This is a genomic window from Sporosarcina sp. P20a, assembly GCF_002743175.1.
Classification (GTDB): Bacteria; Bacillota; Bacilli; order Bacillales_A; family Planococcaceae; genus Sporosarcina.
On the sequence record NZ_PDYT01000036.1, the window covers coordinates 1 to 17,084 of the forward strand.

Below are 17,084 nucleotides of genomic sequence, written 5' to 3' on the forward strand. Positions count from 1 at the left end.
CCACTTACACTGCCAGTCAAACAACTACCTCTGCATAAAACAAAGAAGAGCAAGGGGTTGCAAAAAAACTACCTAACATCGTATCCTACTTAACTTGTACGAACATTTTATTCAAGTACTCGAAAAAACAAGTACCTGAACTGTCCTACACGCTATCAAACGAAGCCGTGTCCTACTTACCTATACCAACTACCTTATCCATGTAATCACCAACACATAGAAAAACTCCTCTTGCCTAAGCAAAAGGAGTTTTCGTGTTTCTATTATAGCGGCGGAGGGATTCGAACCCACGACCTTTCGGGTATGAACCGAATGCTCTAGCCAACTGAGCTACACCGCCAAGACATTTGCTCGTTGAGATTATACAATTCCCAACGCAACGTCTCTTATCATACTAGGCATTTGAACAACTGTCAACATCTCTTTTGCTAAAAAATAAACATACGGAATACGTCGAAATGTTTTGCGAATATGCCGCCACAAACAGACAAAATTTCTCGCGAATCCAATGTATAGTTTTATGTAAGAGAACATAGGGGGTATGAGAAATGAAGATGATTGACAATATGGAGCGACCGATTGTACAGATGTTCAGGGCGTACTGGCAAGAACTTATGAATCGAAAAGTATACTTGTTAACGGCTCTTCTTTTCTTAGTGGGATCATTCTTTTTATCGCAAGCAGTAGTGTTCGATATGGCAGTACCATTCTTCTTGCCGATCTGGGCGTTAGCCAGTATGCGCTACCGTCAACACATGATCTTTGTATTTATAGGAGGGATGGCGGGCAGTGCGTTTCTTGGGGTGGGACAAGCTGTCATTCATTTGGCACAATTGTTATTGTTCCATTCAATCATAAAGGTTCCAGTCGTGAAAAGGTCAATTCCGATCGCTGTCGCCGGAGCAATGATTATTCCACAATTAATCTGGCAGCTCGTAAAATATGGCGACGGGATGTTGCCTTTAGCGATTCAGTTGTCGATAGGGTTAGAAGCATTGCTTGCGTTGTTTATGACCATTTTCATGTTACTGGCTTTTCCTTCTATAGAAAGAATGTTATATGGACCGTGGAATCCTGAGCAGATCAGTGCGATGTGTATTGTGGGAGCGCTGGCGGCTACCGGAATGGGAGGATTCCAAATCGGTACGGTGTCGGTTGCTGGGGTATTCTTGTTTTTAGCGATATTTGTAGCCGCCGTGGTTGGGGGAGTGCCTTTCGCTACAACGGTCGGAATGATTATCGCGTTGATTATAGGTGTATCAGAGTTGTCCTTCACGGGCATGATGGCTTTATATGGTATGACCGGTTTGCTGGCAGGTTCATTAAAACGTTTCGGAAAGCTCGGTGTCATCACTGGCAGTGTCTTTGTTTCGCTCTTTTTCCTTCTATATGATGCGACACTGCCTTTAGATATCGTTCATTTTTCCACGGTGGGTGCCGCGGCCTTACTGTTTATATTGATTCCCTCGCGCAAATTAAGTCAAATACGACAAGTATTATTGCCCAAACAAGAAGGAATATCCGAAAAGCGACAGCAATGGCTGGCGGATAAACTGGATGGTCAGTTAGAGGAGTTTCAGCAGTTCGCTCATTTCATGTCAACACTCGTAAATGATCGTCTGTCTCCTGAAGAGGAAGTAGCAGCGACAAGTCAAGTACCTTCTATTTGTCAATCCTGTTTTCGTTACCGCAAGTGCTGGGAAAATGAAGAGGACGGTATAGAACCGTTGATTGACGAATGGGAAACGACCTATTCCGCAACGAAAAAGGCGGCTCGTGTACGTGTTGAACAGAAGATAAAGTATAAATGTCTACGATTTAAGGGGTTAATGAATGAATTGGAGGAAAGAGGGGCCAATAAGTTATTGATGGGGCAGTTGCAGCATGGTCGAAAGATGCTAGCTCTGCAGTTGCGCGATATGAGTACTCATATCGAAAAAGTCATGAGAGAGGTAAAAGAAGATCTGACTACGTATAAGTTGGCTGAAGAAGAGCTTGCGAATCGGTTACAATCACAATCAATAGAGTTTTTCCAAATAGATATATTATCGGAAGAACGAGGTGCCTGCAGAATTGTAATTTCTGTGCCGGAAAAAAAGGCGGACTTTGAAGCGGAAACAACGGTTGGAGAGTATTTATTACTGCCTATCTTGGAGCAAATGTATGATGAACCGATGCATATTTCAAAATCGACCTATCAACCGTTCCCGTTCCCACATGTGCAATTGACCTTTAGTTCTGCCGTTCGTTTTTCTCTTGATTACGATATCGTCACGACGGCAGGGAAGGGATCGTTTAATGGTGGTGATGCGTATGAGTTATTCAAGATTCATGATGGGTTGTCAGCCGTACTGTTATCGGACGGGATGGGACAAGATATCAATGCATACCACGAAAGTAGAAAAGTAATCCGGCTAATGCGTGAATGTTTAGGACAAAAAATGGATCCTGAAACAGCTATTCACACATTGCATTATATGATGGCGTTGAATGGATTGGATGACATGTATGCAACTCTCGACTTGGCATTAATTGATTTACAGGAAGGGCGACTGTGGTCGTGGAAAGCTGGTTCGATGAGTACTTACATTAAAAGAAGTGACGATTGTATCCGATTAGACAGCAAAACAGTACCCTTTGGCTTCTTGCCGTCATTTTCTATAGAAGCGAAAAACGAAAAGCTTAAGTCTGGTGATATTGTCGTTATGATGACGGACGGCATATTTAATGGAGACATACCGCTTGATATCCAAGAAGACGTGATGAATCAAACAATAGAACGCTTTAAGGATATGGATTGCCGAACGATTGCCGATCAAGTGATGATGGAGATGGAACGAGTATTTGAATCAGTGGAAGATGACCGGACGATTCTCGTAATGAAAGTTGGTCATATTGTGCCGAAGTGGTCAAAGGCTAATAAGCAACCTCGAATCATTTCTAGCTAAACAATGGTAGAATAGAGAGAGGAGGGAGATGGATCATGAAAAGTTTGCAGCAAAAGGTATTGAGTTTTATTGACAAGCAAACGTTGATTCCTCCCGGCTCTCGTGTATTAGTCGCGTGTTCGGGTGGTGTGGATTCTATGGCACTGCTTCACTTTCTTGCAATGCATCAGCAATCTCTGGTCATTGAAGTAGCGGCCATCCATGTAGATCATATGTTACGTGGTGTTGAATCTGCTGAAGATGCGTCTGTTGTGAAGCAACTGTGCAAGGAATTCGGGCTACCTTTTTATTCTGAACAAGTACCCATTCCGGCTATCTTAGAAAGCCAGGGCGGTAATATGCAGCAAGTGTGTCGGCAACAGCGTTATGCGCGTTTCGAACAAACGATGGAAAGTGAGCGGTTTACGATTCTCGCTACTGCCCATCATGCGGATGATCAACTGGAGACGGTGCTGATTCAATTAAGCAAGGGGCAATCATTAAATGGTATGCCGATCCAGAGGGCAATTCATTCGGGCAAAGTCGTACGTCCGCTCCTTCCATTAAGAAAGAGCGAATTGTACACATATGCGTCACATCACAAAATAACGTTCAGAGAAGATCCTAGTAATCAGCAAGACCATTATTTACGTAATCGTATGCGGCATCATGTGCTACCGGTCTTAACGGATGAAAACCCGTCCGTCGCGGTCAACACAGTCCGTCAGACAGAACAAAGGCAAGCGGATGAAAGTTTGCTGAAAGAGCTTGCTGATCAACATTGGCGTTCGATTGTTACGTATACGGATGAGCAGCTTCCCTCTTTTCAACGGGAGGCATTTCTTGCTATTCCCTACGCTTTACAAAAGCGCGTGATTCAACTACTATTAAAATGTCTAACTAACCCAGCAGCAGAGAACGCTGAGTGGCATTTTGCATTAGTGGATGAACTGTTACAACACATTACGAACTCGGCTGGGAATGTCACAATTGATTTGGCGTATGGCTATCGGTTTGTCAGGGAATATGATAAACTGCTAATTACAAAAATGGATATTGATGTAGCAACTCTTCGTCCAAAAGTACTTGCGAAAGGTACTTGGCATACGTGGGGAAATATTCAGTTTTACTGGCATTATGCCAACGCACATATAATTGAAGAACTCTTACCATCAGATGAGATTAGGTATTTCCAATTACCTGAGTCAGAACTTCCGTTAACTGTAAGGCTTCGGATGACCGGAGACAGAATGTTGATCAAAGGAATGTCCGAGACAAAACGTGTAAAGCGGATATTGATTGATGAAAAGATAGGAATTATGCAAAGACAACAGCAGCCTGTCATTACGACGGCAAGCGGTACTGTGTGTGCAGTACCCGGTGTACGGTATAGTGAGATGTTTTCACACCGCCAACTGGAAGGCGATTCATACATATGGATTACGCGAGAAGGCGAGACAAGATAAAATAGAGGGGGACGGGCCGATGATCGCGCAAGATATCGAGCATGTTTTAATTTCAGAAGAGCAACTAGAAGAGAAAGTCCGAGAACTTGGAGCAACATTAACTGAGGAGTATCGTGAAAAGTTCCCATTAGCAGTTGGTGTACTTAAAGGTGCATTGCCATTCATGAGTGACCTGATCAAACGCATTGATACGTATATTGAATTAGATTTCATGGATGTTTCTAGCTATGGAAATGCGACGGTTTCATCAGGTGAAGTGAAGATCATTAAAGATTTGAACACAAGCATAGAAGGTCGCGATGTGTTGATTATTGAAGATATTATCGACAGTGGAAAAACATTGAATTACTTAGTAGAGCTGTTTAAATACAGAAAAGCAAACTCTATCAAGATTGTTACGTTGTTGGATAAGCCAACAGGACGTAAAGTAGATTTAAAAGCAGATTACGTTGGTTTTGATGTGCCAGACGCATTCGTAGTTGGATACGGATTGGATTATGCAGAGAAATACCGTAATTTACCGTATATCGGTGTATTGAAAAAGGAAATCTACTCTTTCTAACGAAAGCGTAATGAACCGGATTGAAGGCTATTTTCCTTAAGGCATTTCTTTTGTTAAGTAGTGTTAATCTATGCTAAAATTTACAATAGTTTTCTGTTTAGTTTTTGTTGAATGAGATGAGGAGGCTTGGGATGAATCGAATACTTCGATACTTTCTTTTATATGGATTGATCTTCCTAGCAATAATGGGGATTTTCAGTTCGCTTAACAATCCAAATCCGAAGATGAAACCAATTCGGTATGATGAATTCGTCACAGCGCTGGAACAGGGAAAAGTTGAAAATGCAACTTTTCAGCCATTACAGCTTGTGTATGAAGTAAAAGGTGAAATGGCTGGCTACGAAAAAGGTGAAACTTTCGTAACGAACATTCCGGAAAATGATATGGACAGTATCGGTGAAATTGTCAAAACGACAAGTACTGAGATTGACATCCTGCCGCCAAAAGAAACAAGCGCGTGGGTATCGTTCTTTACAGGACTCGTACCATTCATAATTATTATTATCCTTTTCTTCTTCTTACTGAACCAATCACAAGGCGGCGGTGGCGGCAAGGTGATGAACTTCGGGAAAAGTAAAGCGAAACTGCAAACAGACGATCGAAAGAAAGTACGTTTCAATGATGTTGCAGGTGCAGATGAGGAAAAAGCTGAGCTTGAAGAGGTCGTGGACTTCTTGAAAGATGCCAGTAAGTTTGTGGAGTTAGGTGCACGAATTCCAAAAGGGATCTTGCTAGTAGGACCTCCAGGTACAGGTAAAACATTGCTTGCACGTGCAGTAGCAGGTGAATCAGGCGTGCCATTCTTCTCGATTTCAGGTTCTGATTTCGTTGAGATGTTCGTAGGTGTGGGTGCTTCTCGAGTGCGTGACTTGTTCGAAAATGCCAAGAAAAACTCACCATGTATTATCTTTATTGATGAAATTGATGCAGTTGGACGTCAGCGTGGAGCCGGCTTAGGTGGCGGTCACGATGAGCGTGAGCAAACATTGAACCAGTTGCTAGTAGAAATGGATGGCTTTGAAGGAAACGAAGGGATTATTATCGTTGCCGCTACAAACCGTCCGGATATTTTGGACCCGGCACTTCTTCGTCCGGGACGTTTTGACCGTCAAATTACGGTTGGTCGTCCAGACGTTAAAGGAAGAGAAGCAGTGTTGAAAGTTCATGCACGTAACAAGCCGCTTGACGATACAGTCGATATGAAAGCTCTAGCTCAACGTACGCCAGGATTCTCTGGTGCTGATCTTGAGAACTTATTGAACGAAGCGGCCCTTGTAGCAGCGAGAAGAAATAAACTGAAAATCGATATGTCCGATATTGATGAAGCAACGGATCGTGTTATTGCAGGTCCTGCAAAAACAAATCGCGTCATTTCGAAAAAAGAACGAAACATTGTCGCGTTCCACGAAGCGGGTCACGTAGTAGTGGGATTAATGCTCGATGATGCAGAAATCGTCCATAAAGTAACTATTGTTCCTCGTGGGCAGGCTGGCGGATACGCGGTCATGCTTCCGAAAGAAGATCGCTACTTCATGACAAAACCTGAACTCCTCGACAAAATTGCGGGACTTCTAGGTGGGCGTGTATCAGAGGAAATCGTACTTGGTGAAGTGTCAACCGGTGCACATAATGACTTCCAGCGTGCTACAGGTATTGCGCGTTCGATGGTTACAGAATACGGAATGAGCGATAAAATTGGTCCGATGCAGTTCGGTCAGACGCAAGGCGGCCAAGTATTCCTTGGACGTGACTTCAATTCCGAGCAAAACTATTCTGAAGCAATCGCATACGAGATTGACTCTGAAATGCAAATCATTATTAAAGAGCAATATGAACGCACGAGACAAATTTTGACTGAAAACCGAGATTTGCTTAATCTGATCGCAACGACTTTATTGGAAGTCGAAACGTTGGATGCGGAACAAATCAATCACTTGAAAGATCACGGTACATTGCCTGACCGTCCATACGACAACAACGATGGTAGTAATGTTGACAAGAAAGTTGTAGAAGAATCCCCTGTGGAAACTACAACTCCGGATAGCACGGGTGCACCATCTGACCCGTCAATCGGTGACTTGCCAAGTGAAGGTGGAGCGGTAGATAAGACGCTGCCATCTATTGACGAAGAACGTAGAGACTAAGTGAACCCAGCAGCCGACTGTATACAGTCGGCTGTTTTCTTATGAAGGGGAAGTGCGTTCAGTACACATTCACAGTATCTGCATGTGAAATTATGATATGATGTACGGGAAAAAGTCAAAGCAAGAGGGGACAGCGACTATGTTATTAGTATTAGATACAGGCAATACGAATATTGTGTTAGGTGTATATGAAGGGGATCAATTGAAGCACCACTGGCGGATGGAAACCTATCGACATAAGACAGAAGACGAATACGCTATGCAAGTAAAGGCGATGTTCCAGCATGTGGGGCTTTCATTCACTAACATCACAGGCATTATTATTTCTTCTGTAGTGCCGCCTGTTATGTTCCCGTTAGAGCAAATGTGTAAAAAGTACTTTAATCAAAAGCCGATGGTCGTTGGACCGGGTGTGAAAACAGGATTAAATATTAAATATGAAAACCCTCGCGAAGTCGGTGCAGACCGAATTGTCAATGCGGTGGCAGCCATTCGTGAATACGGTAGCCCGCTCATTATCGTAGATTTTGGAACAGCGACTACGTATTGCTATGTTAATGAACATGGCGAATACATGGGCGGATCGATTGCGCCTGGTATTAAGATCTCTATGGAAGCTTTATTTGATCGTGCTTCTAAATTACCGCGCGTTCAACTCGCTCGTCCGGAACATGTAGTAGGTAAGAATACGGTTGCTGCCATGCAGTCGGGTATTATATTTGGATACGTTGGCCAAGTAGAAGGAATTGTCAACCGTATAAAAGAAGATTGCGTAGTAGAACCTACTGTCATCGCAACAGGTGGGATGGCGGATTTAATTGCATCTGAAACCAAAGTGATCGATATTGTGGATGACTTCCTGACGCTTAAGGGATTACATCTAATTTATGAGAGAAATTTGTAAGGAGAGAATAAAATGACAACAGATTATTTAGTAAAAGCACTAGCCTTTGAAGGCCAAATTCGGGCTTATGCAGTACGTTCAACAGAAACAGTAGGAGAGGTGCAAGAGCGTCACCAAATGTGGCCGACTGCGACTGCTGCTCTAGGACGTACGATTTCAGCATCGGTCATGATGGGCGCTATGCTAAAAGGTGAAGATAGCATTACGGTGAAAATTCAGGGCAATGGTCCACTAGGTCCAATTGTCGTGGATGCTAACGCAAAAGGGGAAGTCCGTGGTTATGCGACGAATCCACAAACGCACTTGCCGTTAAATGAACAAGGTAAATTAGACGTTCGTGGAGCAGTAGGTACGGAAGGTATGCTTTCTATCGTAAAAGATTTAGGGATGAAAGATTACTTTACAGGGCAAGTACCGATTATTTCCGGGGAAATTGCTGAAGACTTTACCCAGTACATGGTAGTATCTGAACAAGTGCCGTCTGCTGTTGCATTAGGTGTACTCGTTGATCCGGATAACACAGTTAAAGCGTCAGGTGGATTTATTCTACAAGTAATGCCAGGGGCTACGGAAGAGACCATTGAATTGCTGGAAGGAAGAATTGCAAACATGACGGCGATCTCTACTATGATCGACAACGGACTGACACCAGAAGGAATCCTGGTAGAAGTACTAGGTCAGGAAAACGTAGAATTCCTCTCTAGAATAGATGTGAAATTCGATTGTGAATGTTCCAAAGAGCGTTTTAGCGAAGCGATTAAAGGACTTGGAGCTGTAGAAATCCAAGCGATGATCGATGAAGACCATGGTGCAGAAGCGCAATGTCACTTCTGTTTGGAGAAGTATCAATTCTCTGAGCAAGAACTCCGAGAGTTAATTTGATCAGAATCTAAACTATTGACCCGTTGCCAAAAGTGTTTTGCGGCGGCGGGTAATTTATTAATTTACGGAAATTTATGTAGTCCAGTTAGAAAGCGCTATCAATAACCGCGCAAGTGCTCTAACTAAAACGAATACACACTTGTATATACATCGACATCGGGCTTGCTATACAACCTGTTTAATAAGAAGTTTATAATCGTAATCTTCAGAATGGTTTTATTGACAAGTGAAATAGAAGGTAGTAATATTAAGTCAACAAAGCATATTAAAATACTAGGTATTAGGAGCGGATGACAAATGAGTAGAGTGGGAAATTCTGTTATTGATTTGGTAGGTAATACACCGTTAGTAAAATTAAATCGTTTAACAGGTGCAGATGACGCAGATGTGTATTTGAAACTAGAATTCTTCAATCCTGGCTCAAGCGTCAAGGATCGTATTGCGCTTGCTATGATCGAGGCGGCGGAAAAAAACGGTGAACTGAAAGAAGATAGCACAATCATCGAACCGACTAGTGGGAACACAGGAATCGGTCTTGCGATGATCGCAGCTGCTAAAGGATATAAATCTGTACTTGTTATGCCTGACACGATGAGCTTAGAGCGACGCAATTTACTTCGTGCATATGGAGCGGAGTTAGTACTGACTCCGGGAGCTGAGGGAATGAAAGGTGCAATCTCGAAAGCCGAGAAATTAGCAGCGGAAAACGGCTGGTTCTTGCCACAACAGTTCAATAATGAAGCAAATCCTGAAGTTCATCGTCTGACAACAGGTCCAGAAATTGCGAATGCTTTGGATCAAGTAGATGCATTTATCTCGGGAATCGGTACGGGTGGTACGATTACAGGAGTTGGCGAAGTGCTGAAAGAGCGTTTCCCTGGAGTTCATATCGTAGCAGTAGAGCCGGAAGATTCGGCGATATTATCTGGAGGTAAGCCGGGACCGCATAAAATTCAAGGTATCGGTGCTGGATTCGTGCCGGAAGTATTAGATACGGAAATCTACGATGAAATTATCAAAGTTTCTAATGATGATGCGTATACGTTTGCGCGTCGTGCGGCTCGTGAAGAAGGTATTCTTGGGGGAGTATCTTCGGGTGCGGCGATTGCGGCTGCGTTGCAAGTGGCAAAGAAACTAGGTAAAGGTAAAACGGTTGTAGCGATTATCCCGTCTAACGGAGAGCGTTACTTGAGCACGCCACTTTATCAATTTGATGAAGAGTAAAAGGTAAGGTGTCGCGGGAGCCATCTGCTAGTGTTGCAGTGATTCCTAAGACGTAATTGTATCCTCTGCACATATGAAACTGTCACTAGAAGTAGTAAGTTGCTTCTAGCGACAGTTTCTTTTTATATTCAGTAACTAAAAAGCATAATCGTCAAGCTGTTATCAGTGGGCAAAATTCTGTATAATTGAGACGAACCAAGCTAGTTATACATAGAACAGAGGAGGCTCACTGTGAATAAAAAGTGGAGCATAATAGTTTCAGTTTTAATTGTGATTGTCATGGGCACAATTATTTTCTTATTGAATAAGGAAATTAAAGAGGAAACGGGTGGCTTACCGGGTTACGAGGATTTGAATATGGAAAGCTTGCCGAAAGATGTGGTGGATCGTTTGCCGGAGGATTGGCAAACTTCTACGGACACCGATAAGCCAGGGCTTGCTAAAGGGGACTTAGCTCCAGATTTCGAATTGACTACACTATCAGGTGATACGGTCAAGTTGTCCGATTATCGTGGCAAGACGGTCATGTTGAACTTCTGGGCATCGTGGTGTCCGCCATGCCGTTCGGAAATGCCTCATATGGAAAACTACTATACAGACAATAAAGAATCCGACGATATGGAGATACTCGCAGTCAATATGACGAAAACCGAGAAGAATAAGGTAGAGAGCGCGAAAGAATTCGTCGACGAATATAAATTAACGTTCCCAATTTTATTGGATAAGGATAGCGATGTTATGAAAATGTATCAGATAAAAGTCTATCCAACCTCGTATATTATTAATAAAGAAGGTGTCATCACGGATAAAGTGATGTTGCCGTTGGATGATACGATGATCAAACAATTAATAGAAGAAAGTAACGCGGAGTGAATATCAGAGACGCAGGGGGAACTAGCATGAATACAGTAGCCTATCAGACGGCTTCAATGACAAAAGACGAATTTTTTTATGCCTATCGTCAACTTGCAACCGAGAAGGAACGACATGTTTTATTAGAGAGTGGTCGTGGGGGAAAGATGTGCGTGGCGGGACTTGATCCGCTTGTGACATTCAACGCAATTGAAACAGGTCTACGTTTAGAATGGCGTGATGGTAAAGAGGAATGGCTGACGGGTGAGGATCCGCTAGTCTTGTTGAATGATTTTATTGCGCACTATGACTTAGAGCATCGGAATGATTTGCCTGCCTATCAAGGGGGGCCGATTGGGATGGTCAGTTACGATTATGTTAGACGCTACGAGACGTTACCTATTCACGCGAAAGACGATTTGAAGACACCGGACGTATTCTTTTATCTATTTGATCAGTGGGCTGTGCTAGATATAGAAAGTGATAATGTTTATTTTATGACATTGCCTGAGAAACAACATGCACTGGACAGTATGGTGAATGAATGGATGAAAGCTTCACAAATGGGTTTACAGAATCGTCAATTTACTGCCGGACAGGCAGTGGACGTGGATGTTACGGAAGAAGACCTACAAGTTTCCGTCACAGGTGAGCAGTTCGAGCAGATGGTGCGTGATGTACAGCAATTCATTGAGGATGGAGATGTCGTGCAAGTGAATTTGTCCGTACGTCAGTCAAAACCACTTGTTGCACCTTCGTTGTTGATGTATGAGGCATTGCGGTCATTCAATCCTTCACCTTACATGGCCTATATGGCGGCACCGGATTTTGAAGTGGTCTCCGGTTCTCCTGAGCTATTGTTGAAAAAGCGTGGAACTGAATTGAGTACACGTCCAATTGGTGGTACGCGAAAGCGTGGGATGACGGACGCGGAAGATCTTGCGTTGCAGGAAGAGTTGGTATCGAATGCGAAGGAAATAGGTGAGCATAAGATGCTTGTTGATCTGGAATGTGCAGACTTTCAAGGGATCTGTCAGGAAGGTACAGTGGAAGTCGATGAATTCATGGTCGTCGAAAAGTATTCGCACGTCATGCATTTAGTATCGAATGTTCGTGGTACTGCGTCTTCTGAAGATCTGGCACCTATTATGCATGGCGTATTTCCTGGAGGCTCAATTACGGGGGATCCTAAATTGCGTACGATGGAAATCATTGAAGAACTGGAACCGACCCGCAGAGGGCTCTACACAGGGTCAATGGGTTGGATTGGTTTCAACGGAGATCTGGAGCTGAATATCACTATTCGTACAGCGTTTATTCAAGATGGTATCGTGCATATCCAAGCGGGTGCTGGCTTAGTGCCTGATTCGGATCCTGCCGCTGAATATCAAGAGTCTCTTAATAAAGCGAAAGCGCTATGGCAAGCAAAAGAGATGGCGGAATTGGTGACTCGTGAAGAAAGCGGGCAACTGCATTGATTTGCTGGATGAATGGCAAGCGAGTAGTTGCGGAAGATTTGAAGATATCCCCTTTTGACCATGGATTTCTTTACGGCCTGGGATTTTTCGAAACGTTTCGTACATATGGCGGAGAGGTATTCCTCTATGAGCCGCACATGATTCGTTTGCGATCGGCCTTGGCGGATTACCGCATTGACATGCCATATAGTGATGAAGAAATTCTAGCGGCTATTCATTCTTTGTATGAAGAGAATGGCTATGAGGATGGGTATTACCGATTGAACATATCAGCTGGTGTGCATGATATCGGGTTAGCACCTGCAGAATATAAACAACCGAATGTATTGATCTTCCAAAAAGCACTTAATTTGCCGCCCGTACATACGGAGAAAGATGGTGTCTGGCTTGCGACAACGCGTAATGAACCGGAAAGTGTCGTTCGTCATAAGTCACACCAGTATGCGAACAACGTCAAAGGACGTTTGGAGTTACCTTCATTGAAAGAAACAGAAGGCTTATTTGTTACTTCGGACGGCTATGTGGCAGAAGGCATTACATCGAATGTGTTTTGGGTGAAGCAAGGTGAGTTGTATACACCTTCATTGAACACGGGTATTTTACCGGGTACGACACGAGCATTTGTTATCGAGATGGCTGGAGAACTCGGATTGCCAATCAATGAAGGGTTATATATGCAGGAAGAGCTTGAATCAGCGGAAGAAGTATTTATTACTAACGCGATTCAGGAACTAGTTCCAATTCGCCGAGTAGGAGAAGTACGATTTTCTGGCAAGGAAGGACCGGTCTATCAGCAATTGCATGCCGGTTACCAACAAGCCGTCAACCGAATGAAAGTGAGTGACTAGTAATGAGATTATCAAAAGCGCGTGCATCTTATAGACTGGGTGAAACGACGATTAATTTTGCTGAAGAAACGGTGATTATGGGGATATTAAATGTCACACCGGATTCGTTTTCGGATGGCGGGAAATATGGCCAGCAAAACCCGGCACTTGAACATGCGCGAAAAATGCTTGCCGATGGTGCGAAAATCATCGATATTGGCGGAGAGTCCACTCGTCCGGGGTACACACCAGTTTCAGTTGAAGAAGAAATTGCGCGTGTTGTACCAATCATCGAGTTGCTTGCGAAGGAACTCGGCTGTGTAATATCAATTGACACGTCAAAGGCAGCTGTGGCGGAAGCAGCGATTATAGCGGGCGCAAGTATAATTAATGATGTATGGGGTGCGAAGCGGGAACCAGCGATCGCGGAAGTGGCGGCGCTCTATAAAGTACCTATCATTTTGATGCATAACCGTGAAAATCGTGATTACCAGCTGCCGTTCATGGAGGCTGTTATAGAAGACTTGCAAGAGAGTATCGATATTGCAAAGCGAGCGGGAGTTAGTGAAGACCTGATCTGGTTGGATCCAGGCATCGGCTTCGCGAAAGATCTTGAGCAGAATATATTGGCGATGCAAGGGTTGTCTTCGATTGCTAATCTTGGATATCCAGTTTTGCTCGGTACGTCACGTAAAGGCATGATCGGTAAAGTGCTCGATCTGCCTGTGGAAGAGCGTATAGAGGGTACGGGTGCTACGGTTTGCTACGGCATTGAGCATGGCGGACACATTATGCGTGTGCATGATGTAAAGGAAATTTCACGAATGGTCAAAATGATGGATGTACTGACGAAGAAAGCAGCATACACTGGGTAAGCGATAAAATGGAGGGATTTCATGGATTATATTCATTTGAATGATATGGAGTTTTACGGTTACCACGGCGCATTGCCCGAGGAGAATAAACTTGGACAGCGTTTTCGTCTGACTGTTTCATTGGCGACGGATCTTGCGGAAGCCGGACAGACGGATGATTTATCGAAAACAATGAATTATGCAGAAGTGTATGAGATGTGTAAGAATATCGTAGAAGGGGAAGCGGTTCATTTGATCGAGACGGTTGCTGAAACGGTGGCGGGAACGATCATGACAGACTTTGCGGAAAAGGTGAATGGTGTGCGGGTCGTACTTATAAAGCCGGATCCACCCATTCGTGGACATTACTCATCCGTTTCTGTGGAAATCACGAGGGGGCGTTTCTCTTGAATAACGCCTACTTGTCACTGGGATCAAATATAGGCAATCGCTTCGAACATTTACAGCAAGCTGTGCAATTGTTAAATGAGTATCCTTCTATTAAGGTGTTACAAGTTTCTTCGGTATACGAAACCGAGCCTGTTGGATTGACTGAACAAGCAAAGTTTTTGAATATCGTGGTACATCTCGAGACTACATTAGAAGCTACCGAGTTATTGAGTGCATGCCAAACTATTGAAAACAAGCTCGGTAGAATGCGTAAAATACGTTGGGGACCACGTACGGTAGACTTGGATATCTTGCTATATAACGAGGAACACATCCAATTGGAGAATCTGATCATTCCGCATCTTCGTATGCAAGAGCGTGCATTCGTACTCGTTCCGCTAGTTGAGATTAACAGGAATGCAAAGAATCCTATAACAGGGACACTTTATCGTGTAGAGCTAGCGATAAAGGAAGATGGAGTGAGTCTTTGGAAAAAGGTTGGACAAGTCGAAGAGTTTTTACGATAAGATTGAACATTGAATGACCAAACTGCTCTATAATAGGGCAGTTTTTTCTATACAATAGAACGAGATAACTGTTTGTCCTTTTGTTAGGCCTGGAATTTGTGTACAATAGTTGCAGACGACTGATCCTGGGAAGAGGGACGGTCAAAGTATGAAGGAGTGAAAGGAAATGTCCAATATGGATGAAATGAATGATCAGCTTTTGGTGAGACGCCAGAAGATGAAAGATATACGCGAAGATGGTTTGGATCCGTTCGGTCAGCGTTTTGAACGTACGCACCTGACAAGTGAGATACGCTCTACATATGAAGAGCAATCAAAAGAAGAATTGGAAGAAAACGAGCATGAAGTAACCATTGCTGGTCGCATCATGACAAAGCGTGGAAAAGGTAAAGCTGGCTTCGCGCACATTCAAGATCTTGGAGGTCAAATCCAGATTTATGTACGTCTAGACGCTATCGGTGAAGATGCCTATAAGCTATTTACCTCTGCAGACCTTGGAGACATTGTCGGCGTTCAAGGTATTATCTTCAAAACAAAAGTAGGAGAACTTTCTATTAAAGCGACAAAGTTTACATTCTTAACGAAAGCTTTGCGTCCGTTGCCTGAGAAGTTCCATGGTCTACAAGACGTAGAACAACGCTATCGTCAACGCTACCTGGATTTAATCTCAACAGAAGGTAGCAAAGAAACATTTATTATGCGTAGCCGGATTATTCAATCGATGCGCCATTATTTGGATGGACAAGGCTTCCTTGAAGTAGAAACACCTATGCTTCACTCAATAGCAGGAGGAGCAGCGGCTCGCCCGTTCGTTACACACCACAACACACTAGATATGACGTTGTATATGCGGATTGCTATTGAACTACATCTAAAGCGACTGATTGTTGGAGGCCTTGAGAAAGTATATGAGATCGGACGTGTATTCCGTAATGAAGGAATGTCCACTCGTCATAATCCTGAATTCACAATGATTGAGTTATATGAAGCGTATGCGGATTACAACGATATCATGGAATTAACGGAGAATCTAGTAGCGCATATCGCACAAGAAGTACTCGGCACGACTACTATCCAGTACGGTGATGACCAAATCGAATTAGCGCCACGTTGGAAGAGACTTCACATGGCGGATGCAGTCAAAGAGTTTACAGGGGTAGACTTCTGGCAGCAACTGACGAAAGAACAAGCGCATGAACTGGCAAAAGAACATAACGTCCAAGTAACTGCTTCTATGGAAGTAGGTCATATACTGAATGAATTCTTCGAACAGAAAGTAGAAGAAGAACTCGTGCAACCAACATTCATCTACGGACATCCAGTAGAAGTATCTCCACTTGCAAAGAAAAACCCAGAAGATCCACGCTATACAGATCGTTTTGAGCTATTCATTGTACGTCGTGAACACGCGAATGCTTTCACTGAACTAAATGATCCAATCGATCAGCGCGAACGCTTCGAATCGCAGCTGGTAGAGAAGGAACAAGGAAACGATGAAGCACATGAAATGGATGAAGATTTCATAACGGCATTGGAATACGGGCTACCACCAACAGGTGGACTTGGCATTGGAATTGACCGTCTCGTCATGTTGTTGACGAACTCGCAATCAATCCGCGACGTGCTGTTATTCCCTCAAATGCGTCCTAAAGACTGATATGACAGCTCCAATAGCAATATTGGAGCTGTTTTTTTATTGCCTAAATGCGGTGTTTTAATAGAATGTAAAAGAAAATCAAAAAGAATTGAAGAAAACACTTGCGTTATTTAAAAACGGGTGGTATATTTATGAAGTTGCTTTTGCAGTTAGCGACTTAGCGAAAAACATAACGAAAAAGTTTTTTACTAAAAGTGTTGACAACGAAACAGCGAGATGTTATTATTAGAAAGTTGCCTCTTACGAGAGACCAACCGAATGAACCTTGAAAACTGAACAGCAAAACGTTAACGAAATACAGTTTGTGCACCTAACGGTGACACAAACAAAATGAGTATCTTAATTGATGCCAGCAAATGAAACTCGAGCTAATCGAATTTCTCTTATGGA

At 43.3% G+C, this 17,084-nt stretch carries 14 protein-coding genes and 1 tRNA gene; 14 read left to right on the plus strand and 1 reads right to left on the minus strand.

The genetic code is table 11. The features are described 5' to 3' along the window. Positions 1-266: 266 nt before the first annotated feature. Positions 267-340 (minus strand) — tRNA-Met (locus CSV72_RS16030). A 208-nt stretch (positions 341-548) separates the two neighbouring features. Here CSV72_RS16030 and CSV72_RS16035 point away from each other — a divergent pair. From CSV72_RS16035 to lysS, 14 genes are all read left to right on the plus strand, one after another. Continuing rightward, positions 549-2,948, plus strand: a complete 2,400-nt coding sequence (locus CSV72_RS16035) for a SpoIIE family protein phosphatase (protein WP_099679169.1) — start codon at positions 549-551, stop codon at positions 2,946-2,948. Positions 2,949-2,983: 35 nt separating this feature from the next. Then, positions 2,984-4,393, plus strand: coding sequence for a tRNA lysidine(34) synthetase TilS (tilS, locus tag CSV72_RS16040; protein WP_099679170.1), 1,410 nt, complete (start codon positions 2,984-2,986; stop codon positions 4,391-4,393). A 19-nt stretch (positions 4,394-4,412) separates the two neighbouring features. Further along, positions 4,413-4,955: a hypoxanthine phosphoribosyltransferase gene (gene hpt / locus CSV72_RS16045; protein WP_085132333.1), complete on the plus strand. Its 543-nt coding sequence runs from the start codon at positions 4,413-4,415 to the stop codon at positions 4,953-4,955. 131 nt (positions 4,956-5,086) lie between these two features. Beyond that, entirely contained in the window at positions 5,087-7,099 is a 2,013-nt protein-coding gene (gene ftsH / locus CSV72_RS16050) for an ATP-dependent zinc metalloprotease FtsH (RefSeq protein ID WP_099679171.1), read from the plus strand. Between the two features lie 139 nt (positions 7,100-7,238). Continuing rightward, positions 7,239-8,003: a type III pantothenate kinase gene (locus tag CSV72_RS16055; RefSeq protein ID WP_099679172.1), complete on the plus strand. Its 765-nt coding sequence runs from the start codon at positions 7,239-7,241 to the stop codon at positions 8,001-8,003. A gap of 12 nt (positions 8,004-8,015) precedes the next feature. Beyond that, positions 8,016-8,885: an Hsp33 family molecular chaperone HslO gene (gene hslO, locus CSV72_RS16060; RefSeq protein ID WP_099634841.1), complete on the plus strand. Its 870-nt coding sequence runs from the start codon at positions 8,016-8,018 to the stop codon at positions 8,883-8,885. Between the two features lie 297 nt (positions 8,886-9,182). After that, positions 9,183-10,109, plus strand: coding sequence for a cysteine synthase A (gene cysK / locus CSV72_RS16065; protein WP_099679173.1), 927 nt, complete (start codon positions 9,183-9,185; stop codon positions 10,107-10,109). A 231-nt stretch (positions 10,110-10,340) separates the two neighbouring features. Beyond that, a complete protein-coding gene (locus tag CSV72_RS16070; protein WP_099679174.1) occupies positions 10,341-10,982 on the plus strand; it encodes a peroxiredoxin family protein in 642 nt (213 codons plus the stop codon). Between the two features lie 26 nt (positions 10,983-11,008). Next, positions 11,009-12,439 (plus strand): anthranilate synthase component I family protein, encoded by a 1,431-nt coding sequence (locus CSV72_RS16075; RefSeq protein WP_099679175.1) that lies wholly within the window; start codon positions 11,009-11,011, stop codon positions 12,437-12,439. An 8-nt stretch (positions 12,440-12,447) separates the two neighbouring features. Then, positions 12,448-13,287 (plus strand): aminodeoxychorismate lyase, encoded by an 840-nt coding sequence (pabC, locus tag CSV72_RS16080; RefSeq protein WP_369802940.1) that lies wholly within the window; start codon positions 12,448-12,450, stop codon positions 13,285-13,287. Between the two features lie 2 nt (positions 13,288-13,289). Then, positions 13,290-14,141 carry a dihydropteroate synthase gene (folP, locus tag CSV72_RS16085; RefSeq protein WP_099679177.1) on the plus strand — a complete coding sequence of 284 codons (852 nt, stop codon included), beginning with the start codon at positions 13,290-13,292 and terminating at the stop codon, positions 14,139-14,141. Between the two features lie 21 nt (positions 14,142-14,162). Continuing rightward, positions 14,163-14,531 carry a dihydroneopterin aldolase gene (folB, locus tag CSV72_RS16090; protein WP_085132342.1) on the plus strand — a complete coding sequence of 123 codons (369 nt, stop codon included), beginning with the start codon at positions 14,163-14,165 and terminating at the stop codon, positions 14,529-14,531. Continuing rightward, positions 14,528-15,037 carry a 2-amino-4-hydroxy-6-hydroxymethyldihydropteridine diphosphokinase gene (gene folK, locus CSV72_RS16095; protein ID WP_099679178.1) on the plus strand — a complete coding sequence of 170 codons (510 nt, stop codon included), beginning with the start codon at positions 14,528-14,530 and terminating at the stop codon, positions 15,035-15,037. The genes folB and folK overlap by 4 nt, the downstream gene beginning before the upstream one ends. A gap of 166 nt (positions 15,038-15,203) precedes the next feature. Beyond that, positions 15,204-16,694 carry a lysine--tRNA ligase gene (lysS, locus tag CSV72_RS16100; protein WP_099679179.1) on the plus strand — a complete coding sequence of 497 codons (1,491 nt, stop codon included), beginning with the start codon at positions 15,204-15,206 and terminating at the stop codon, positions 16,692-16,694. The last annotated feature ends 390 nt before the right edge of the window (positions 16,695-17,084 follow it).